The organism is Tenacibaculum sp. SSH1-16 (genome assembly GCF_040104435.1).
Taxonomy (GTDB): Bacteria; Bacteroidota; Bacteroidia; order Flavobacteriales; family Flavobacteriaceae; genus Polaribacter; species Polaribacter mesophilus.
This window is the reverse complement of record NZ_JBECOV010000004.1, coordinates 9829-35636: the sequence shown is the minus strand read 5'-3', so window position 1 is coordinate 35636 and position 25808 is coordinate 9829. Positions and strand designations below refer to the sequence as shown.

At 32.4% G+C, this 25808-nt stretch carries 7 protein-coding genes; 5 read left to right on the top strand and 2 right to left on the bottom strand.

Annotated features, from left to right (window positions below; all coding sequences use genetic code 11):
* Positions 1-1614: 1614 nt before the first annotated feature.
* Positions 1615-2304, bottom strand: a complete 690-nt coding sequence (locus ABMY20_RS06860) for an SMI1/KNR4 family protein (protein WP_349264940.1) — start codon at positions 2302-2304, stop codon at positions 1615-1617.
* Positions 2305-2610: 306 nt separating this feature from the next.
* Between ABMY20_RS06860 and ABMY20_RS06855 the strand changes: the two genes are divergently transcribed.
* Genes ABMY20_RS06855 through ABMY20_RS06835 form a run of 5 tightly spaced genes read left to right on the top strand, consistent with a single transcriptional unit; the run spans position 2611 to position 13182 of the window.
* Complete coding sequence (locus ABMY20_RS06855) at positions 2611-4956, top strand: class I SAM-dependent DNA methyltransferase (protein ID WP_349264939.1); 2346 nt, start codon at positions 2611-2613, stop codon at positions 4954-4956.
* A 4-nt stretch (positions 4957-4960) separates the two neighbouring features.
* Positions 4961-6286, top strand: coding sequence for a restriction endonuclease subunit S (locus ABMY20_RS06850; protein WP_349264938.1), 1326 nt, complete (start codon positions 4961-4963; stop codon positions 6284-6286).
* A 28-nt stretch (positions 6287-6314) separates the two neighbouring features.
* A complete protein-coding gene (locus ABMY20_RS06845; RefSeq protein ID WP_349264937.1) occupies positions 6315-8075 on the top strand; it encodes a DUF262 domain-containing protein in 1761 nt (586 codons plus the stop codon).
* 11 nt (positions 8076-8086) lie between these two features.
* The gene (locus ABMY20_RS06840) at positions 8087-10159 is read left to right on the top strand and encodes a DUF262 domain-containing protein (protein ID WP_349264936.1); all 2073 of its coding nucleotides are present in this window, start codon (positions 8087-8089) and stop codon (positions 10157-10159) included.
* Positions 10160-10167: 8 nt separating this feature from the next.
* Positions 10168-13182, top strand: a complete 3015-nt coding sequence (locus ABMY20_RS06835) for a type I restriction endonuclease (protein WP_349264935.1) — start codon at positions 10168-10170, stop codon at positions 13180-13182.
* Positions 13183-15042: 1860 nt separating this feature from the next.
* Here the strand turns inward: ABMY20_RS06835 and ABMY20_RS06830 are convergent.
* The gene (locus ABMY20_RS06830) at positions 15043-25788 is read right to left on the bottom strand and encodes a hypothetical protein (RefSeq protein WP_349264934.1); all 10746 of its coding nucleotides are present in this window, start codon (positions 25786-25788) and stop codon (positions 15043-15045) included.
* Positions 25789-25808 lie beyond the last annotated feature (20 nt).

The window sequence follows — 25808 nt, the reverse complement described above, 5'->3', positions numbered from 1 at the left end:
TCTCAAACGTCATTACGAACGAAACGCAGTGAAGTGATGTAATCTTATGAATGGGAGTTACTCGTAACTTTGAGATTTCTCTCGCTGGTCGAAATGACGGGAAACGAGAAAAAGATTGCTTCGTCATACCTCCTCGAAATTACGATAATAAAACGTCCTTAGAAAGCAAGCCGAAAATCACATCCAACTGTCACTTCGAGTGAAATTCACGAAACACAGTGAAGGGAATTTTGTATCGAGAAGTATTTGGTAGTAACAAGGTTCTCGATACTATTTTGTTCCTCTACGTTGCACAAAATCACTCGAACTGACATCTCAAACGTCATTACGAACGTCATTACGAACGAAACGCAGTGAAGTGATGTAATCTTATGAATAGGAGTTACTCGTAACTTTGAGATTTCTCGCTATCGCTAGAAATGACGGGAAACGAGAAAAAGATTGCTTCGTCCTTCACTCCTCACAATGACGGTTATAAAATGTCCTTAGAAAACAAACCGAAAATTACACCACAAGAAACGTCAAAAGTGAAAAGCTGTTTGAGCGACAGCGAGTTCTTTTCATTTAGTTTCGAGGATGATAATTTTCGAGTGAAGGTTTCGAAAGACTAGATTTTTTGGTGCTGTTTCATCAATGGAAAAAGAATAATACTACAATAAACAAAACGGTCATTTCGAACCGAGCAGTAACGAAGTGTGATTAAACCCCATGAATAGGAGTTACTCAAAAATACATACTTTCATTTTGTCTTGATACAAAACGAAACAAAAAATCAAGACTTATTTTTCCTTTTTTGAATTCTACGTTGTATTCCGTATTCGAATCCAGACCGTAAACTCTTTGGATTCTCTTATACTCCATAACCTTGAATTCTAGCAAAATAAAAATAGGTCGGTTTTTACTCATAAGCCTTCTTTACTTTGTAATGACGATAGTAAAACGTCCTCAGAAAGCAAGCCAAAAATTACACCGTAAGAAGCGTTATAAATGAAAAGCTGTTTGAGCGATAGCGAGTTCTTTTCATTTAGTTTCGAGAATGATAATTTTCGAGTGAAGGTTTCGAAAGACTAGATTTTTTGGTTCTTTTTCATCAATGGAAAAAGAATAATACTACAATAAACAAAACGGTCATTTCGAACCGAGCAGTAACGAAGTGTGAGAAACCGTAAGGTTCAGCAGAACTAAAACCAATAAATAGGAGTTACTCATAAACATATACTTTCATTTTGTCTTGATACAAAACGAAACAAAAAATCAAGACTTCTTTTTCTTTTTTTGAATTCTACGTTTTATTCCGTATTCGAATCCAGACCGTAAACTCTTTGGATTCTCTTATACTCCATAACCTCGAATTCTAGCAAAATAAAAATAGGTCGGTTTTTACTCATAAGCCTTCTTTACTTTGTAATGACAATAATAAAACGTAATTACGAACGGACACTGAGTCTTTCGACTATCGCTCAAGATAAACTATGATCGAAGTGGAAAGTGACGTAATCTTATGAATGTGAGCTACTCATAACATTAAGATTTCTCATTCATAACTTCCTTCGAAATGACGGGAAATGAGAAAAAGATTGCTTCGTCCTACTCTCCTTGCAATGACGACAATAACTAATTACTTACTATTCCTTTCTTTTTATTGTATTTATCAGCAATATCCGTCCAATCATTTCTACGGGTGTGTCCAAAAATAATTTCTACTTTGCTATAATCACTTTGTTGGTCTTCCTTCCATTCTGTCCATTCTTCCTCATCCCATTCGGTTCTTTCATCATCAATATAAAATCGATCATTTTTGTATTCTTCAATCAGGAAATCTACAAAATCATCAAAACTATCTGCAATAACCGAAACAGGTTCTGGTTCCCCACATGGTAAGTAAATAATTTGTCCGTAAGTTCCTTTTTCTGCCGGGTCATAATCAATGCATAAGTATTGACCAGAGCCATCGGTAGCAAAGGGTAACCTTTTGGCACTATACAAAATGTTTTTCACCAAATCTTTTTGATAAACACTATCTGGATATACTTGGTTTTCGCGTTCTTTAAAAAAGTTATAGGTATCAATAATACGATTACAACTATATAAAAAATAGCTAAAAAATCCATGTGGACTTTCACCCCACTTCTCGTCTCCATTGGTTATTTTTAATAAGTTTTTTAACGATTGCGGTACAGGTAAGTTAGTCTCTTTTTCTATACGCGCTATTGCTGTATCACTAGCTCCTGGTGGTAATGTTTCTTTTATTTCTGGAAACTTTGTTGAAATTACTACTAATAATTCTTCTATCTTATTTTTCATAGTATGCATGTTTTTATGTAAGCTGCAATCTACCAAAAATCTATATTTTATATAACTTCTCCTTGTCTTTTGCTTCATTTTTAAATAACACTACTAATAACTAACAAAATTCTAAAAACAAACATTTTTCTATTACGGTTTGTATACTTTTAAACCGTTTACCATTACACTACATCTTATTTTTAAAACACTTGTCACATTTTTAAGGTTTCTTATGGTTTTCCGTAGGGTAATTGTACGGGTTTTGTTATTTTAGGGCGTTTAAAAAAATCACAAAATTTCTTCCTTAATAAGGAAATAAAACATATGACACATACGAGCCACAATAAATTAGTATCGTTTATATGGTCTATTGCAGACGATTGTTTACGAGATGTTTACGTTCGAGGAAAATACCGAGATGTAATTTTACCAATGATCGTTTTACGTAGGTTAGATGTATTACTTGAACCTACAAAAGATGAAGTATTAGAAGAAAAACGATTTCAAAAAGAAGAATTAGGATTTACGGAAGATGATGCGAACGGTTTAACTAAGGCTTCAGGCTATGTTTTTTACAATACCAGTAAATGGACGCTTCAAAAATTACATGATACAGCGACTAATAGTCAACAATTATTACAAGCAAATTTTGAAGAGTACTTGCTTGGTTTTAGTAGTAATGTGCGTGAAATTATAACGAAGTTTAACTTAAAAGCACAAATACGACACATGGCGAATAAAGATGTGTTGTTGGATGTACTTGAAAAGTTCACCTCACCACATATTAATTTGACCCCTTTTGAAAAGGAAGATCCAGATGGAAGAAAATTACCGCCCCTAACAAATTTAGGAATGGGATATGTTTTTGAGGAATTGATAAGAAAGTTTAATGAAGAAAACAATGAAGAAGCTGGTGAACACTTTACGCCAAGAGAGGTAATTGATTTAATGACACACTTGGTGTTTGATCCAATTAAAGATAATTTACCATCGGTAATGACAATTTACGATCCTGCTTGTGGTAGCGGGGGAATGTTAACCGAATCTCAAAACTTTATCACCGACCCTGAGGGTGAAATTAAAGCAACAGGAGATGTGTATTTATTTGGGAAAGAAATTAACGATGAAACCTACGCTATTTGTAAGTCGGATATGATGATTAAAGGAAATAATCCTGAAAACATCCGTGTTGGTTCTACATTATCTACTGATGAATTTGCAGGAAAGTACTTTGATTTTATGTTGTCGAACCCTCCTTACGGAAAATCATGGGCTTCGGATGTAAAATATATTAAAGACGGAAAAGATGTTATCGATCCTCGTTTTATCATCAATCTAACCAATTATTGGGGAGAACTCGAAACGGTAGATGCGACACCAAGAAGTTCGGACGGACAGCTCTTGTTTTTAATGGAAATGGTAAAAAAAATGAAACCATTGCATGAAAGTGGTTTAGGTTCTCGTATTGCTTCGGTACATAACGGTTCTAGCTTATTCACAGGAGATGCCGGCGGAGGAGAAAGTAACATACGCCGTTATATTATAGAAAATGATTTGTTAGATTGTATTATACAATTACCCAACAACTTATTTTATAATACAGGAATTACCACCTATATATGGATGTTGACTAACAACAAACCTTCACACAGAAAAGGAAAGGTGTTGTTAATTGATGCATCTCAACAGTTTCAAAAGCTCCGTAAAAACTTAGGAAATAAAAACTGTGAATTAACTGCCGAACATATTCAGCAAATTATGAACGCCTATGAGGCATTTCAAAATGTAGCGGCATTGGAAGATAGCGATTTAGCAGTGCAAGTATTTAACAATACTGATTTTGGCTATTACAAAGCAACTATAGAACGCCCAGCACGTTTAAACGCTCAATTTACTGAAGAACGTATAGCAACCTTACGTTTCGATAAAACCTTAAACGCACCGATGGCATGGGCATATGAAACCTATGGAGAAAAGGTATATACAGACTTAGCGTCATTAGAAGAACCGTTATTGGCGTGGTGTGAAGCGCAGGACATCAACTTATCAAGCGCTAACCGTAAAAAATTAAGTAATCCAAAAATATGGGATAAACATTTAAGTTTAGTTAAAGGCGCTCAAGAACTGTTTAAGCATATTGGTAATGCATTGTATACCGATTTTAATACGTTTAAAAAAGAAGTAGATGCCGTGTGTAAAACGAATGACATCATATTAAGTGCCAGTGAAAAGAAAACCATTTTACAAGCAGTAAGTTGGTATGATGAAGCCGCAGAAAAGGTGATAAAGAAACGACAAAAGTTTACACCTAAACAATTAGAAGAACTCCTTTCTCGATTAGGGTGTGCAAAAGAAAATTTAGCTGACTTTGGTTATTATACCACAGAAAAAGCAAATGAATATATTATGTACGAAACCCAAAGTGATTTGCGCGATTATGAAAACATACCGCTAAACGAAACTATACATAATTACTTTACAAAGGAAGTACAACCGCATGTTGCAGAAGCTTGGATAGCTATAGAAAAAACCAAAATTGGTTATGAAATTAGCTTTAACAAGTATTTTTATAAACACAAGCCTTTACGAAGCATAGAAGAAGTTACGGCTGATATTTTAGCTTTAGAAACACAAAGTGATGGTTTAATTGCTGATATTTTAAAGTTTTAAAAAGATGGAAGCAGTTAAAAAACGATTAAACAAAGATAGCTTACAGTGTTATCCGTCCTATAAAGATTCTGGGGTAGAATGGTTGGGAGAAATTCCTGAGCATTGGAAACTCACGAGATTAGGTACTCGTTTTAAAGAAAGAAGAACAAAAGTATCTGATAAAGATTATCCAGCTCTTTCCGTTACAAAAAACGGTGTCGTACCACAGTTGTCAAATGCTGCAAAAACTAATGATGGAGATAATAGAAAACTAGTCAAAGAAGGTGATTTTGTAATTAATAGTAGATCTGACAGGAAAGGTTCGAGCGGAATAGCACTTCAAAATGGCTCAGTCTCATTAATTAATATAGTAATAAAACCAATAGACATACATCCTATTTATTGTAACTACCTTTTAAAATCATATGGTTTCGTAGAGGAGTTTTACAGAATGGGACATGGTATTGTAGCTGATTTATGGACAACTCGTTATGACGAAATGAAAGCTATTTTAGTTGGAATTCCCCCACTACAAGAACAAACAGCCATCGCTACTTTTTTAGACGATAAAACTCAAAAAATAGAAGAAGCTATTACTATAAAAGAACAACAAATTGCTTTATTAAAAGAGCGTAAACAAATACTCATACACAAAGTAGTAACCCGTGGTTTAGATGATAGCGTTCCTCTAAAAGATAGTGGCGTAGATTGGATTGGTAAAATTCCTGAGCATTGGAACTGTATTAAGTTCAAATTCATAATTAGAACTAAAGCTAGGCTTGGGTGGAAAGGATTAAAAGCATCTGAATATGTTGATAAAAGTGATTATGGATTTCTTTCTACACCAAATATTAAAGGCAAAAAAATAGATTTTAATCAGGCTTATTATATAACAAAGAGGCGATATTTAGAATCACCTGAAATTATGCTACAATTAGGAGATGTTTTATTGGTGAAAGATGGTTCTACCTTAGGTATATCAAATATAGTAGTTGAACTACCTATTAAGTGTACAGTAAATTCTTCTATAGCAGTATTAAGAGTTATGAATAATGTAAGTTTAATGCCAGAGTACTTAAACTTTTTCTTAAAAAGTCAAACTTGCCAAAGAATTATTGAAAAGAAAAAAGATGGTATGGGAGTCCCTCATTTGTTTCAATCAGATATTAATAATTTTAGTATACCCGTATTTTCAATGCAGGAACAAAAAAAAATTACGGGACATATAGAAGATAAAACTAATAAAATAGACCAAGTCATTAGTTTAAAACAAGAAGAAATAGAAAAGTTAAAAGAATACAAAAGTAGTTTAATAAATAGTGTGGTAACGGGTAAGGTGAAGGTGTGTTAATGTAATAAAAATATCAGAAGAAAAAGAAATGAAAGAGTTAATCTATAATGTTGAAAGTATTTTTAACGCACAAGAGCAAATAGGATGTTTATTTCAATACAATGCTATTGGTTATCATATACCAGCCTATCAGAGAGGTTACAAATGGGGTTCTGACAAACATGGAGCGGTTACAATATTGTTAAGCGACTTATGGAATCAATATCAAAAATCTAAGTCGTCAGATAAAAAAGAATATTTTTTACAATACATAACAGTAAAACCCATTCTAATAAATGAAAAAACTTATTTAGAGGTAATTGATGGGCAACAAAGATTAACAACACTTTCTATTTTACTATCATGTTTTTCTGCTTTATTGGAACATAAAAATATTGCAGACAGTAAATTAGATTATGCTATTAGAGAAAACTTTTTTAAAGACCATATATATCAAAAAGAATCTTTTTTAAGTTTAGTAGCCCATAATTGGGAAACTCTTATAGAAGATGATATTTCATTAAACAAACAAGATATTTTTTATTTGTTTAAGGCTTCTAAAAAATGTCATGAAACTTTAACTTCAAGTAGACAAAAAAAAGAACTCGTAAATTTTTACAATTATATCTGTGCCTATGTCAAAATCATTGTAAATTCTGTTGAAAAGCACATAGTAAGTGAAACAGTATTTAAAAATCTAAATAGTAACAAAGTACCTTTAACAGAAACAGAATTAATAAAAGGACTTTTTATAACTAAAGCAGGTAGAGAGATAATTAAACATAATGGTAAAGGAACTTTTCAAGAATTAACAGAAAAAAGAATAACCATTGGTAGGCAGTGGGATGAAATTACTGCATGGGCAAATAATCCTGAAATTTTTAATTTATACTTTAACGATTCTTCTACAGATGGAATGTTTAATTTACTGCATGTAGTAGCCCAATTAACCGCTAAGAATAGTATTGATGTTTCAAGTAAAAAAGGAGAGTTTAACTTATTTAATTATTACTTAGAAAATGAGAATTTTGTAAAAAGCTTTCATACAATTGTAGAAGTTAAAAATAAACTAGAATCTTGGTTTTACAATACAGAAATATATAACCTAATAGGTTTTCTTAGGTTTGAAAAAGCTAATAAACATAAGTTTAAAAACAAATTACTAGCGTTTTTAACCTATGATTCAATTAAAAAATTAAAAGAAGAGTTAAATGCATTAAAAAAAGATATTTTAAACATAAACATTGATGAAGTATCTTATGCTGATGAAGATAGTACTCCTTTACATAATATACTATTGGCTATGAACGTATTTCCCATAGGGCAAGAAAATGTAAGATTTGATTTTTATAGTTATAAAGATGAAAATTGGACTTTAGAACATATTTTTCCTCAAACACCAGAAGGTAAAAATGTTGTTTTAGATAATCCACAAAAAGAGGCTATTAAACAAATTTTAGGAGATAAAATAACAGAAGAAATTAATGCTGTTTTAGCATTGGAAGTGAGAGACGAGTTGCAAAAAGAAATTTATTACAAAGCTTTAAAAGAGGATAGGGGGTTAAACAGTATTGGTAATATGTGTTTGCTTTCACTAAAAGATAATAGCTCCAATGGAAATAAGTTTTTTAATGATAAAAGGAAAAATATTCTAGAACGTATACAAAGAGGCAGTTTTGTGCCTAAACATACTTTTGATGTATTTAGCAAAATGTTTCCAGAAGCAGATACAGACAACATGAAAGCATGGACAGGGACGGATATTTTAAAACATGAAAATCATATAAAACAAACAATAAACACCTTGTAGATATAAAAGCTATGAAAGCAGGAAAATATAATGTTAAAGGTCTTTTTGCTAACAGATATGTTAATCAAATAATAATACCTGAGGTTCAACGAGATTATGTATGGACTAATTTACAAGTAGATGGTTTGCTAAACTCTATACTAACAGATTACAGAAGCTTTACATCTTCCTCAATAGATATGCCTGAAATAGAAGATTTAGAATTAGCTGAAGCTTTTCAAGAGTTTTATTTATCACGTAAATACTCATCAAATATTGGTTTTATCTATGCATATACAGATGCACAATCTGAAGGTAAATATTTTCTAATTGATGGTCAACAAAGAATAACAACAATAGTTTTATTATTATTGGCTATTACTAAAAAAGCATTTTTAAAATTAGAAGATAAATTTAAAGCAACTTACTTACATAAATTAGATTATAAAGTAAGGGAAAGTTCACATGTTTTTTTACAAGATTTTATTTCTCACGAATTATCCAATAAAGATTTTACATTCAAAGAATCGCTTCATTACTTTGGGAATAGGTATGAAAGTGATAAAACAATACAATCTGTTTTAAATAACTATAATAGAATACTAGAAATTCTTGAATGTCAAGAAGTAAGTTTTGAAACCTTATTTGATTATATAGAAACGAAAGTAGATTTTTGGTATTTTGATACAAATATTAGTGAACAGGGTGAGGAGTTATATATTTACATGAATGCTCGTGGTGAGCATATGCAGGTTAATGAAAATATAAAGGCTGTTTTATTAGAAAAACTACCTGATATTGAGGAGAAAAATAGATACGGCAAAAAATGGGAGGAATGGCAAGATTTCTTCTGGGTTAAAAGAGATAAAAATCAAAATGCGGATAAAGGATTTAATCAATTTTTATCATGTATAGCAGGCTTAGAGTTATATTTAAAAGATAACAAGACTAAATTTTACAATAAAAGTAGATTTGATGAAAATGGAATAAAAATATCTGATATTTTAGAAGTTTTAGATATTAGTTGTATCGAAAAATATTTTAATGTTTTAAAAGAATTGTTTGGGAAAAAGGAACAGTTTATTGAGCAAAGAGATTATTGTAAGTGGCTGCCTATAGCTTTAGACAAGTTTTGGGAGTTGTTAAATACAAATACTATAAATTGGTTTGCAGATTATAATGATAACAATAGAGCTGTAGAAAGAAGTGCTATGGTATATGTGTGGTCTGTTTTACTATACTTAACTAAATCTAAAACAAGTATAGAGCTAATTGCTAATACTTACAGATTATTACGTATTTATTGGGTAAGGTATAATAATAATATCCGTTCAGTAAGTAACATAAAGATAGAGGTCAATTCTCAGATTAATTCAGGTATTTGGAAAGAACCAATTATGGATATAGAAGGGAAATCTACTATTGATGAGAATTTTAAAAACAAAATTTATAACACTTGTAAACCATCTGAACGAAAAGAATTAGAAGAATTAATTTGGGAGATTGAAGATCACGAATATAATTTATTAGGTAGAGATGTTGGAAATATTAACATTACACATTTAATAGATGAATCATTAGAAATTACAATTGAAAGTTTAACTCTTATACGAGATAAATTTTATGAAATTTTTCCTGTAGGAGACAAAAATCATAATACAATAAAGCATGTGTTATTGTATTATGGGGCTTTTTATGATAGAGTAAGTCCTTATTATTATAGGAATTATAACTTTAGTAATTGGCGAAGAATAATTAGAAATTTAGGCAACGAAAAAAAAGATACAATATACCCTTTTAAAGACTTTTGGAATGATTTTTTACAATTTGAAGGAACTATAAATGAATTTATTGAAAAAAAAGATACTTTCGAGCTAAAGGCTGAAGATTGTTTGGATTTTAATGATAAACTACTTTGGTACAGTAAAAAATTAAAACAAAGAATGTGGAGCCAAGGTTCTAATATTTGTCTTTCATTAGGAACTCCTTGTAGTTTATCTGATTGGAGTAGTAAAGATGAAATATTTTCTAATAATTATATTTTTTACAATACAAAAGGAAATTTAAAAGGTGGTACTCCCAAAAAAATATCAAATTTACTATAAACAAAACCATGCATAGCAATACCTCCGAAATAGCCTTAGAACAAGCTATAGAAAAAGTATTAACAGGAAGCTGTAAAGAAGAAAGAACTAGTTTTTCTAATGAAGAAGATATACAATATACTAATGAGTTGTTTGTAAGTGGACAACCTGGTGATTTTGACAAGCGTTTTGCCATAGATACGCAGTACTTTTGGCAATTTTTAGAGAATACACAAAAAGAAGAGCTAGAAAAACTACAAAAACAAAGCGACTGGCAATTAAAAATTTTAAATAGGTTTGATAGGCTTATAAAAAAGTACGGCGTATTGCATTTACTTCGTAAAGGTTTAGAAGTGGATGATGCACATTTTACCTTGTTCTTCCAAGCTCCATTAGCTAGTAGTAGTAATAGTGTTAAAGAAAATTTCCGACAAAATATATTTAGTGTTACACGTCAAGTAGCGTATTCTGAAGCCAATCCTCGTGAAGAAATTGATATGGTTATGTTTATTAATGGTATTCCTATTATTACTATGGAATTAAAAAACCATTGGACAGGACAAAATGCACGTTCTCATGGTATTCATCAATACAAACAACAACGAGATGCTTCACAACCGTTGCTACAGTTTGCACGTTGTATTGTACACTTTGCAGTTGATACTGATGAAGCTTATATGACCACAAAGCTACAAGGTAACGCAACTTTCTTTTTGCCTTTTAATCAAGGCAACAATCATGGTAAAGGAAACCCTACTAATCCGAATGGGCATAGAACATCTTACTTATGGGAAGAAGTGTTTACTAAAAGAAGTTTGGCAAACATAATTCAACATTTTGTTCGTTTAGACGGTACAAAAAAAGATGCTTTAGCTAAACGAACGTTATTTTTTCCAAGATATCATCAATTAGATGTAGTAAGGAAATTAATAGACCATGCTAGTGTTAATGGAACAGGACACACCTATTTAATTCAACACTCAGCAGGTTCTGGAAAGTCAAATTCTATAACATGGGCTGCTTATCAACTAATAGAAACCTATCCTACTAATACTGAAGTACAGGGAGCAAAAAGTGTTGACCTTCCGTTATTTGATTCTGTTATCGTAGTAACTGATAGGCGATTGTTAGACAAACAGATTCGTGAAAACATTCGAGAGTTTTCAGAAGTTAAAAATATTGTTGCCCCTGCATTATCCTCTAAAGATTTAAGGGAAAGTTTAGAGCAGGGCAAGAAAATAATTATTACCACCATACAAAAGTTTCCATTTATATTAGATGGTATTGGTGATCTTACGAATAAAAACTTTGCTGTAATAATTGATGAAGCCCACAGTAGTCAGAGTGGTAAAGCACACGACAGTATGAATACTGCTATGGGTGCCGATTTAGATGAAGTAGACGCTCAAGACAAAATAGTAGAGGCAATGAAAGCGAGAAAATTAAAACAAAATGCCTCTTACTTTGCTTTTACCGCAACCCCTAAAAATTCAACACTTGAAAAGTTTGGTATGCAACAAGCTGATGGAACGTTTAACCCGTTTCATCTGTATTCTATGAAACAAGCCATAGAAGAAGGCTTTATTTTAGATGTTTTACATAACTACACCACGCTAAAAAGTTACTATCAAATAGAGAAATCAATTAGTGATAATCCGGAGTTTGATACACAAAAAGCACAAAAGTATTTGAAGGCTTATGTTGAACGAGACCAACGTACAATAAAAACCAAAGCCGAAATTATTTTAGACCATTTTATACCTAATGTGGTCAACAAAAAAAGACTGAAAGGTAAGGCTAAGGCAATGGTAGTAACTCAAAGTATTGAATCTGCCATTAAATATTACAATGCATTAAAAGAAGTTATTGAAAGTAAAGGAAATCCTTTTAAAATTGTTATTGCATTTTCAGGAGAAAAAGAAATTGGAGGTATAAAGTATACCGAAGCTAGTATGAATGGTTTTTCAGATAAGGAAACCAAAGATATGTTTGATACCGATGAGTATAGAATACTAGTTGTAGCTAATAAGTATTTAACAGGTTTTGATCAGCCAAAGTTGTGTGCCATGTATGTTGATAAAAAGTTACAAGGTGTACTGGCTGTACAAACATTATCACGTTTAAATCGCTCAAACCCTAAACTAGGTAAGAAAACAGAAGATTTATTTGTGTTGGATTTCTTTAATACCATAGATGATATTAAAATGGCTTTTGATCCATTTTATACATCCACTGTTTTATCGGAAGGTACTGATGTTAATGTTTTACATGATTTAAAAGACGTTCTAGATGATAGTGGGGTTTATGAATGGTTTGAAGTTGAGGATTTTGTTCTACGCTTTTTTAATAAGGAAGATGCACAAAACTTAAGTCCTATTATAGATAATTCTGCTTATCGATTTACAGATGAATTGGGGTTTAGTGAAGAGGATAAAGCAGACTTTAAAATTAAAGCAAAACAATTTGTCAAAATCTACGGACAATTGGCATCTATTCTTCCTTTCTTAAATGTAAAATGGGAAAAGCTATTTTGGTTTTTAAAGTTTCTAATACCAAAGTTACCCATTAAAGACAAAGAAAAAGATAAACTAGATGAATTATTAAATAGCGTTGATTTATCTACTTATGGTTTAGAAAGAGTTAAGTTGAACTATACTATAGGTTTAGACGCAAACGAAACCGAAGTGCTCCCACAAAACTCAAACCCAAGAGGGACGCATGGTTCTAAAGAAGAGAAAGATGTATTAGATGATATTGTATATAGCTTTAATGAAAGATGGTTTAAAGACTGGGAAGCTACTCCTGAAGACCAACGTGTAGTTTTTTTATCATTAACTAAAGCAATACAAGCGCATCCAGATTTTGAAGAAAAGTTTGCTAATAATCAGGATTCACAAAATAAAGATTTGGCATTCAGAAAGATTCTAGATGATATCATGGCGCAAAAGCGCAAGCAGGATTTAGATTTGTATCGCTTATATGCAAAAGATGATGCATTTTTTCAGGCTTTTTTAGATACTATGAAACGATTATCTGCTAGATAAAAAGAAAATAATCTTGTACACCTTTTTTTCTTACAACTTTTTTGGTGTACACCACTTGTACACTTTTTAAAATGAAAAACTTTTTAGTGTACAGTATCTGTACACTTTTCTGTCTGGTTCTTTTTTTGGTGTACAGGTTTTAACATTAAGTTAAACGGAGCTAAAGCTCATGTATGGGAGTTACTCGTAATCTTAAGATTTCTCAGTCGCATACTCCTTCGAAATGACGGTTATCGAGGAAAAGATTGCTTCGTATCTCGCAATGACGGGAAACGAGAAAAAGATTGCTTCGTCCTACCTCCTCGCAATGACGATAATAGAACGTCCTTAGAAAACAAGCTAAAAATTACACCGCAAGAAACGTTATAAATGAAAAGCTGTTTGAGCGATAGCGAGTTCTTTTCATTTAGTTTCGAGGATGATAATTTTAGAGTGAAGGTTTCGAAAGACTAGATTTTTTGGTTCTTTTTCATCAATGGAAAAAGAATAATACTACAATAAACAAAACGGTCATTTCGAACCGAGCAGTAACGAAGTGTGATTAAACCCCATGAATAGGAGTTACTCTAAAATACATACTTTCATTTTGTCTTGATACAAAACGAAACAAAAAATCAAGACTTATTTTTCCTTTTTTGAATTCTACGTTGTATTCCGTATTCGAATCCAGACCGTAAACTCTTTGGATTCTCTTGTACTCCATAACCTCGAATTCTAGCAAAATAAAAATAGGTCGGTTTTTACCCATAAGCCTTCTTCACTATGCAATCACAATAATAAAACGTCATTACGAACGGACACTGAGTCTTTCGACTATCGCTCAAGATAAACTATGATCGAAGTGGAAGGTGACGTAATCTCATGAATCAGAGTTACTCATACAATTTTAAGATTTCTCAGTCATAACTTCCTTCGAAATGACGATAACAGAATGTCCTCAGAAAACAAGCCAAAAATTACACCGCAAGAAACGTTATAAATGAAAAGTTGTTTGAGCGATAGCGAGTTCTTTTCATTTAGTTTCGAGAATGATAATTTTAGAGTGAAGGTTTCGAAAGACTAGATTTTTTGGTTCTTTTTCATCAATGGAAAAAGAGCAATACTACAATAAACAAAACGGTCATTTCGAACCGAGCAGTAGCGAAGTGTGATTAAACCTCATGAATAGGAGTCACTCACAAACACATACTTTCATTTTGTCTTGATACAAAACGAAACAAAAAATAGGTCGGTTTTTACTCATAAGTCTTCTTTACTTTGTTATAACAATAATAAAACGTCATTACGAACGAAACGCAGTAGAGTGATGCAATCTCAAAAACAAAATAACTGTCATTTCGAGTGAAATTCATGAAACACATTCAAGGGAATTTTGTATCGAAAAGTATTCGGTAATAACAAGGTTCTCGATACTATTTTGTTCCACTTTGTTGCACAAAATCACTCGAACTGACATCTCAACGTCATTATGAATGGAACACAGTGGAGTGATGCAACCTTATAAATCTAAAACGGTCATTTCGAAGAAGCGATTTTATGAGCGACTGAGAAACCCTGAGGTTCAGCGGAGCTAAATCTCTTAAATGAGAGTTATTAATAACATTAAGACCTCTCAACTTACTTCGTAAGCTATCTTCGTTCAAAATATATTTTGAACTCGATAATGTTCGAGGTGACAGTAGTCGAGAAAAAGATTGCTTCGTCCTACTCTCCTCGCAATGGCGGAAACCAACAAATAATAATTTCATTATAGAAGAGTTTAGTTCTTGTTTTTATGATTGCAAACAAGAGCTTTGTTAAATTTAAAAAGCGGACTTTCGTCCGCTTTTCTTTTATCTACATCTTTTTAAAATACTTTTCTTATAAGTTTTTTATGTACTCGTAAGGTAGTACTAAATTTGATAATTGTATTAGTGGTAGCTGAGTTTCGGTTACTTCAGAGAATACTGACAAATCAAATGAAAAATAGGCTTCTGTTGTTGTTGGTTTTTTATCTTCATACCATTTTTCTAGTGCTTTTGCTAACTGACATACAAAAGGTGTATCAGAAGTAATTTCTTCTGAACATCCCTCAGTCGGTATTGTATAGTCTTCTGGAATTTTAAAAGAAAAAGGTGTGTATAATAACACTGGTAATTGAACCGGTGGTAAATCACTTTTAGCTGTTTCTTGTAAATAGTAATTCCAATAACTTGTTACCTTAATTGTTTGTTGATGTAATTGATCGTACGTAAAGAATGTTTTAAAGAATGTTGCCAAATGTTCTGACAAAGACATACTGCTTCCATTCTCATCTAAGATTTTAGCTATATTAATTTTAGTATTATTACTTAACAACGGTATTAGTTTATTAGAAAATCTAATTAAAGGAGTTCTGTAAATAAACTTAGGATTTGTAGGGTTGTCTTCCACCAATCCTTCATTTCTAATTACTGCAATTCCTGCCCATGTATTTTGGAACTGTAATACATTTAGTCCGTTTACCTCAACTGTTCTATTTGGTATTTCAAAAGAACAAGGATATCCTAAATACTCCTTTACCTTGGCTTTAGGGTCTTTTACGTACCAATACGAATTTTCAATTGGTGCTCCAGATTCATCCGTTGCTTGTACTCTTGTATAATTATTTATGTTAATTAATGGAGCACTAGGAATCTCCGCCAGCTTAAACTCACTCATAAATAACTGCTTGTCTATTTCAGACATATCTTGAGGAAGCACTATACTTACTACCAAACGCTTACACTCTTCACCTCCTTGGCAATCACAAGTAGTAGTAAAATGTGGATCTTCTTTTTGTTGTATGATAAAATTATAAGCACTTGTAGTTTCTGTATCCCCCACTTGAGAAGCTTTATAAAGCACTGCTTTTTTATTATGTTCATCCCAAGCTAATGATAAATTATTAGTTAACTGCACCATAGCTTGCATTGCATAAAATGCTTTGTCAAGATTTGGATCAGTCTCATCAGATGTAGGAGATATAAGAGTTAAATACTTAGTCATATCATTTAACACTGATGACCATACATTGACCATTTGAGCCATATCGTTGAATAGATTACGTGTACTACCACGTTTAGCTTGTAGGTTATTATCCTGACTATCAAAAGTATTAAACCTAACATCAGAATAAATTTGGTCTTGTGCTGCTTGATCTTCAGAATAAGTGTACGTGAAATTCCATTCTGAAGCTTTCTCTAGAACTTCTTTCGTTGTATCACCTACTACTGACACTGCTTTACCTTCTTGAGTTGTTAACGTTGGTGGTTTTGGATAATTACGAAGAACTATAGGAATATCTACAGTACCTAAAGACTGCTGTAATGGAGATTTATCAAAATCAAGTTCTACTGTTTCAGCTAAATTAACAGGCACTATAAATGTTAACCATTTTGATGCTTGATATCCTTTTACATCTGGCACATCTGTAATATCAAATTCAACATGAGTAATTTGATAATCCATTCCTAGAGGCACTGTCGTAAACTCTTTTGTGTTTTTAGTAGAAAAGATAAAAGATATATCAGATGTTTTTTCTCCATCTTCGTAATCTAACTGTATTTTGGCATTAGAAATTGAATACAGTTTACTATCTCCTTCTGTACTACTAACAATACTTGGAGTACCATATAAACGAGGAGCTATCTGATTTTGACCTTCTCTTGCTATTCCTGATTCGGCAGTAACTTCCATTTGTACCACTGCATTAACAGAATAAGTATTTCCTAACTGAATAAGTAGTTGTTGTTTAAACTTTTCTTGAGCATTTAATTTTCTTGTTTCATTTACTTCTGGTGCTGTAAGAATTGGCTCTACCTTAGTTGAAATAGTTTCTGCCAGTAATGATTTAGCTTTGGTTATGGCTTCAAGGTAAGATGTAGCATCACTATTTAAAGATTTTAAAAACTCTTTTTCTTCTTCAGATTTTAATTCATCTACCAAAAATGCTGGCACTGCATATTCTGAACTTAAGAAAAGGTCAATTGCATCTAAACATTGTTTTCCCCAAATATCCATATCTACATCCGTAAAGTTCTTTACTGTACCTTTTTCACAATCTAGCCCTTTACCTGTTACATAAGAACATATTGGAACATCCTTTTTAGATACTAAGCTAGTGGAAATTGGTAACGGTGCATAAAAAGATGCATTTAATAAACTATAAGTATAGATCTGTATCTTATATGTGGTAAACTCTTCTTGGGTAAGAACTCCTTGTAACGCTTCATCAAAACTAGCTTTACTCATATATATAGTTCCTACTAACGGAGTAATCTTATCTACTACAGAACTAGGAACTCCTAGATTTGATAGTTTAGAAATTGAGTCGTTTGTAAGTTCATAAGAACCTGCTGGCTCAACATTCCAATAAATACCATTGCCTGGTTTTAGTCCCATTCTTACAATGTAAATAGCTTCATTTTTCTGACTTCCAACCAACTCTTTATCTATACCTGTAGCTATTTTAAGTACGTATTCATTTTCTTGATAGAATGTTTTTTCAAAATTGACCGCAAATTCTGTTAATGAATGGTTTTGAACTTTTTCGTCTGTACTATTTTCTTGTTCAAGATTAGGAACATAGGTATTTGGCTGAACAACTGTATTAGTTGAAGTAACCGATGGACTATCTTTAAAATCGTTGTTAACAAAAGAAAGATCTCTTTCCATACGTAATGCCACTGTTAACTCAAAAATAGAAGCTGTTTCCAAGTTTTCTATTGCAACTGGTTGTTTTATTGAACTCATTGTTGGAGCTGTAGGAACCGATTGACAGTAAGCAATAGCATATAAATAAGCGTAAATTTCTTTTACAAAATTATTGATTGGTGCTAAGTCTACATCAGTTTCAATTCCTGGTAGCAATGAAGTGCTTAATGAAAGTGTAACCGTATTTTGATCTTTTACATAAGGATTAAATTGATTAATTTGATAGTATATATTGGTATATACAGCTAAGTCGTGTAATGCATTTTTTTGATACTCTGGTGCATCTGGATTATTAGGGTCAGATACGCAAGGTTTACCATCTGTATTTAGGTATCGTGTAACATCAAAAGAGAAATTTAATAACAATTCTCGGTCTGTATCATTTTCTAAGGTTACATCATAAGTGATAAACAAACTTGGCCATTGCGAGAACCCTTTTAATTCATCAAGGTATCCTACTTGCACTGGTGGATTATTAAGAGGTGATTTTGTATTCAACTCTGGATTACTAAACGGTGTTACCGTTTCATTACCGTAATAATCAACCCAATCAAAATGTATTTGTAATGTGTTACCTATACCTCTATATGGATTGTCTTCTTTTTGAGGGAATCCTACCGGGTAAGAATTATTAGGGTTATCAACCGCATACTGTGCAATAGGTATTACTTGATTATAAGTCCAAGGCGAATTAGTATTCTCTTCATTTTGGTCTTTATCATTCGATGGACCTGAAGGTAAGCCTACAATACTTTTGTTAAAATATCTGTTAGCAACTACTTGGTAGCTTAATAAATTGTATAAGTTATTCAAATAGGTTTCTGCATATCCAGCATCACTTGGATTATCTGGAGGAGTTCCCGGATTTGTTCTACTTAACTCAAAACCTGCTGTACCTTGTTGTATTGATGATACTTTATGAACTACCTGATCAACTATAGCAAATGTTGTATTGACATTAAAAACAGCTGCATCTTTAATTATAAAAGATAATGTATCAACATCTATAAAATAATAATTAGCAATGCTCTGCATCGTATTACCTGGTGTACCTTCTCCTGTTGTTATTTGATAAGTAACTGTAGGTATTTCTACCAATTGCCACACAGGTAAACTATCCCAATTGTCAATACTTGGGTTAAGGCTCTTAACATCATCTGGATTTACATTAAAATATTCTGCAATGGCTGTTAAGTTATTAGACGGTGTATCAGTTGAAAGACCAACCTCATATTGCAATCCTTCCAATACAATTGGTTTTGCTGAGGTATTAAGTTTTACATCCGTTTCATTGAAGTTAGCGAGCTCACTAATTAATATGTTGTATTGAGATGAAATGCTTTGTAACGTTTCATTTGCTGAAGTCGTTGTATAGCTTAAATCTTTTTGGGCTTTAGATTCTGCATAAACGATAGAAGACGACGTATCAATTTTGTCTCCCGTTATAGCGCAGTTCATAAAATCTTTAAGAATATTATTGTATGAATTACTATAAGTAACCAGTAATGAAATTGTTCCGTTTCCTGAACTGTCAAAAATAGTATCAGGGAAACCTGTATTTCCTTCAATTTCATTGTATAATAAATAATATCCTCCAGATCTTGTAATACTACACTCCCATAATAGTTTTACAAAATCATATAATGAATTTAAAACTCCGTTAGGTTTTTCAGATTCTTCTACTTCAAGACCTTTCTGTAATGATTTTAATTGTACGGGATTTGTTTCTGTTGATAAATTAGATTGAACAATAAACGTTTTCATATTTAGGTTTCCAACAGAAAGTAATCCATCACTTCCTTCATACAACCATTGTATATCTTCAATTACTCCTTGATTATTAGAAGAAGAATTAGGGTCTAAAACTCTTAATAATCTTTCTAAAACCTGTGTTCCTGATTCATTCGCTCCTATTAACTCATAAGTAAATGCACTTGTACCCGGAGCAGTATCGTCAGCCTGCTTTTTAATGTCTATTTCTAAAAGTGTAGACCATCCATAATACTCAGAGTTTTTATAATCCATTGCTCCAGTTGTGGCATTATACGTTCCTATTTGAATATCCATAGCTGAACCAGCTCTTTTAGGTATGGCTATCTGTTGTAAAAGACCTGATGGGAAATTCCAAATTAGTGGAGATACTTCAGTTTGTCCTCCTAAACTACCATAAGGAAGGTTTACCTCTCCTGAGGTACTCCATTGGGTAACTGTTTGAAATGTATATTGAACAGGAATTAAATTATAAGGCTTCATAGCTGCCAGTTTTAAAATACCTGGCTCAATACCTGTTTGTTGAGCATAAGTAACCACAGTAGCTATTTGTGATATATCTTCTGGAGTTAACTGTATTGGTAGTGTCGCTTTTTTAGGATCTCCTGAAGGAACTTCTCCGTTAAACTGCAACCAATCTAATGTAGTGTTGATTAAATTAATCGTAAATCCTTCTTTAACATCACTTGGTATTTCAAATTGCTGTCCTGTTAATCTATATAATGCACAATCATCACCTGTACATGGAGAGTTTGCATCGAGTGTTAAACCTGGTAAGGTAGTTGGCAACCTCATTCCATGAAGTTGGTATCTCGATACCATACCTGATAATTGTGTATATGATTGTTTTGCTTTGAAATAATCTAATATACTTTGTACATCTAAGCATCTTAATTCTGGTATGTTTGCTGTACTGTAATTATCAGAATCATAAAATAAATTATTGATTTGTTGGTTATGATAACTTGTTCCTAAAACCTCAGAGGTTGTGTTATATTTTTGAGCTATTTTACCTAAAGTTTCTGCATCATCTGGATTACTAAAAGTAGCAGTTGTGTGAATGAAAGGTTGAATTAATAATACCCCTAATGGTTGTACTTGCAATGATTGAACTTTTGCATCATTAGCAAGATCATTTACTGTTACTGTATTAGTAGGAGTACTTAGTTTTTTTGCAATCCCTATTAGGGTATCTCCAGGTACAATTTCATAAGTAATATTATCATAAACAAATGAATTACCTGATATAAATAGTCCTGGAACAGATTGGTTTTGTAATAATAAATCAGCTACTGAAATATTATTAAATGTGGTACTAGCTATACTAGTAAAGGTATCTTCGCTTTTTGCTGTATAATTTGCAGCAGCAATAATCAAGTTTGCTTCCGTAGTTAAAAGTGTATTTTTCTGGAAACTTGAATCATTCGCTAAATCTGCTACGGTAGTTTGTAATCCCGTAGCCACCTCATTAATAGTATCAGTCGCTTTTACTGTATAAGTCTTAGCGTCATACGTAATTTCTTGAACTTGTAATAATCCTGGAATGGCTGCATTTTGTGTAATCAGTAATGCTGTTTCTAGGGCGTATTTAGCTCCGATAGAAACAAAATTGTCACCATCAAGAATAGTGTACATTACTCCAGTAATTTGAATATCAATTCCACCATGTAAAGGATGAGATTGGTTGGCCTTAGAAAGGCTACTTACCTCAACAGCATTGGTTGTTCCATCAGAAGTGCTTATACCATTAGCCCAGTTTGCCATGGCATTTAGACTGTTACCCTTAGATAATGGATATGTGTAATTTTTTAATGCATCTTCTGCGTATCCTATAAGTTGTTTTCCTATAAGTACAAAGTAGTCTTCAAATACAAATGTTGATAAAGAATGTTCTACTGAGGTACTTTTTTTCAGAGCTGCGTTTGTATTTTCTTCAGATACTTTTACAGCTAATTCATTAAACCACTTTTTAACTTCAGATAAATACACATCTGTTGCCATATTATATGTGCTAAAATCAACATCAACTCCTGCGTCTGGAACAGATAATTCTAAATCGAAAAACATTGGGAATACGGCTGCTGTTTCAGGTTTTGAACTTTCTGTAACGTTTTGAATGTTCACTGCCTCAAATGTATCTTCAAGGAATGATAATAGTTTATCTGTAGGAATTGGTAATGGAGTATCTTCATTTGACAACAGAGCTAGTAATAGCTGTAAATCGGCCGCAGAAACTGCTAATTCGTCTGCCGTAGCTCTCGTACTTTCTGTAGCTGTTTCATCTGCATAGTTTTGTATTAACCATCTAAAAAAGTCTTGACTTAAATATTCAAACGATGAAGTAACTGTACTATCTGGGTTTTCTGCATCAGGAGCATCAATCCAAAGTGAAGTGACATACTGAGCTGTTTGACTCTTTAAATCCCCACTTTCTGATCCAGCAACAGTTAAATGTGGAATAAAATAGATATTTAGTGTAGGTGACTTCTCTTCTGTACTTGCCACTAATTTAGAGCTGTAATGCATGTCTTTGATCGGTAACTCCGACAATTGGCTTGATTTTGCTGCATATACCAAAGCTCTGTCATCAACAGAATCTGAAAGTTGTCTGTTCCATGGAGCCATACTTGTTTGATCTGTACCAATGGTAAGATCTGTTCGTATTTCTGCCTTGAAGCTAAAGTTAATTTTAATAGAGAATAATCCTAAATTTATTTTTGCTGAAACTTGTACATCTACTGAAGCTACAATAGCCAGAGGCATTTTGTTATAAGCTTCTAAAGTTGCTTGTGCATATACTTTTACTGTTATATTTACAGATGCCGAAATAATTCCAAAATCTAAAGAACCATATAATTTACCAATTAACCCAAGAGTTCCTTGTAACCAATAGTAATAAGAAGTTTCGACTTCTGTCTTATTATTCTCTTGAAGAGTTCCTTGATATGGATGATATGTAGCAATTACCCCTTCTAAAATACCAAAAATTGTAATGCTAAATCCAGCTTTTAATACTCCGTAATTAATACTATAACCAACACCTACCTGTAAACCTATTCCAAAAACAATTACTGGATTAAAATTACCATAATTAGTTTGTGGTACTTTTTTGGTAGTAGCACTGCTCAGTTTTCCGAAGTAAAAACCTCCTGATCCCATTGCTGGAATTCCTGGTGGTACAATAGCCTGTAAGGTAAAAGATCTTGAAAAGTCAAGTTTATACGGAAATCCTATATCTACCATAAAATCACCATTGGTATAAATGGCTAATGCAATAGAAGGAAGTGTAATATTAACTGCTCCGAACTGCAAATATCTCAAGGCGTCTGGTAGTGTAAGTGCTATTTGGTATACTCCTACTCCATCTGAGATTTTTTTATACATAATCTCAAAATCTAAGCCTGCAAAAATTTTAGCTTTATCACCTGCCATGGCAATTCGTAAACCATATAAGTTAGGGTCATTGAATACGGCTTGCATTTCTAATGTCCAAACTGGTTTTTCTTTGGTACCAACATTAAGGATTCCAAAATCGGTACCTATTAACCAATTGGAGTTTTCATTAAATGAAAGTAACGAGTTTCCTGAACCAGGACCAATAGGTACTTTGCCTTTTTCTGGAGTTTCAAATGCTTTTTCCATAGCATCTGTAACTTCTTTTATTGATTGGTATTGAGCTGCATTATTTAGCTCAACATGTTGCCCCATAGCTAATAAACGTAGCTCAAAATATTGCGTTCCTTGTCCAGGAACCTCTGGCATATTTTTTACATCTTGTCCTTTTTCTTTATTAAAGACATTACTGTCGTTAACAGCTGGTACTACTGAACTACCATCAAATGCTATTTGAACACCTTGTGCATTTTTTGTTAGCTTAATACCATTGATTGTTATGAATATTAAATCAAGACTTTTTGGTAATTTATAATCTACTACTACCTCCTTAGTATCTAAATTATAAGTAACCTTAAATCCATCTAAACTTATTTTATTGAGAATATCCCAAGGAGCATCTAATTCAAAGTTAGGATCGAATAGCATTTTCATAAATGAGGTAAGTAACGATCCTACACTCCAATTTTTAATCTCAAAAATGATCGTTCTACTTTCTCCTGCAACATTATATTTCGCTATAAATCCTTCCCATTCAATCATTAATAATTGGTCATCACCATCAAAATTATAACCAATTTTAACTTCAGCATTAAAGTATTCAAGTAAAACACTTCCCATTACACCGCCAGAATATTGCTTTCCTGCTGCTTTGGTTGCATCATATTTTAAGGCTAACGCCGCTGCAATATCAATTTTCTGATTAATAATAGGGAAAGTAAACTTCCACTCCACACTCGTTTTAACTTCATAAGAGCCTTTTTCTGCTCCATTTGGAATATCTGCGGTTAAATCAAAACTAGTAATTGACAAATCTGCTGGTAAAAAACTAGTAGGCAACTCAAAGCCCACTTTTTTAAACAAACCGTCCATCAATTGTCCTAAGTTTAACTTGTCACCTGCAGGCATGTTTATACTTAAATCCCACCCTCCATCTTCTGTTGAAGAATTATAATTTACTGCTGATTGTAATCTTAAATCTCCTATAGAGAAAAGACCACTAATAGCAGCTGTATATACATTTGAACCTGTTCCTGTTACTGGAGAAGTAGAGGTAAGTTGTAATGCTGCATCAGTTAATGATATATTGGTAATAAGGTTCATTTCAATATCTCCTGATGCAAAAAATGCATAGTATTTACTATTGATATCCATATCAATACCAAACCCTGTAAATACTACACTTACCAAACTTTCTGGTATTTTTATAAAACCGCCTGTTATGGCTGCTAATAAATCATTAATTGAAACGGTTCCATCAAAAGCTGCTGATAAAGTAAGATCAGAAGTAATTTCTACATCAAAACCTCCTTTGAATATGGTTGGAAAAAAATTTACTCTTGATGTGAAAAAAATACTCTGAGCATTGATTGTTCCTGGTCCTAATATCCACCAATTTACATCAAACTCTTCAACCGAAAAATTATCAAAGAGGTTCCATGTACCAACTGACCCCACTTGTGCTGAAACACTATTTATTTGTACCCCATTAGTAAAGTTTAAGGAAGTTGTAAACCCTTTGAATGCAATACTATTTAAATACTGTTGCAATGTTGGAGGAATATTACTAAACCAATTATTACCAGCCATTAATGAGAACATATTTAATGGCGTAAGTGGTTTTTGAGGATCTGACGATATTGCAATATCAAAAGCTGATGATTTTGGAGCAACTGAAGTAGTGAAATCCATTTGAATATCTGTCCCAAGATGCAACTGTAATTGAAAAAATAAAGAAGGTGTTTGACTTATTTCTGTTGTTGATTCTGAATCTTCTTCTAAAACATCCTCTACAGATTCTATCTTGAAACCTACAGCAGGGTTACTTACTTCTAAAAACAAAAGAGATACAGGAGTAGCATTTATAGGTACAATAAGATTCATATCTGGATATAAATACTCCTTATTATCTACTTTTGATGGATCTAACATCCCTGTTAAAGGAAGTTTTGTACTTACCGACCATGATGTTAAAAAATCAACAACATCAGCTAACCAATCTGTAAGAGTTATCATAGCAGAGAAATTCTGCCCTTCAACTAAAGGGATTTCTGAATTTTGCCATTTAAAATTATCCTTTTGTTCTGTACTAAACATAAAAGATGGTGAAGTATAAGGTAACCCATCAAAAACACCTCCTGTCATATATTCCCAACTAGTCTTAAAAGTCCAATCACTTAATGCGATTTGTATAGTAAACTGAGCTTCTCCTTTCTCATCAACAACAACCTTTAAAATAACATCTGTATTAGTTTTTTCTACATTTAAAATGTTTGCTTTAGCATTACTTATGGTCAATGTATTCCCTGCTGGATCTGGAATAGATGTTTCTGACGTATCTATCAATAAAAAAGTTCCTTCAGCTAACTGATATCCTTTAGACAATAACTCATCTAAGTTTTCTGGAGGTGTTAATTGAGAAGCAGAAAAAGTAGCAGCATTAATAGTGATATTTCCATTATTAGCAGCTGCCTGATCTCTAAAAGTGGTTGTTAAATTATAAAGACTCATAATACGAGGTGTATATATTG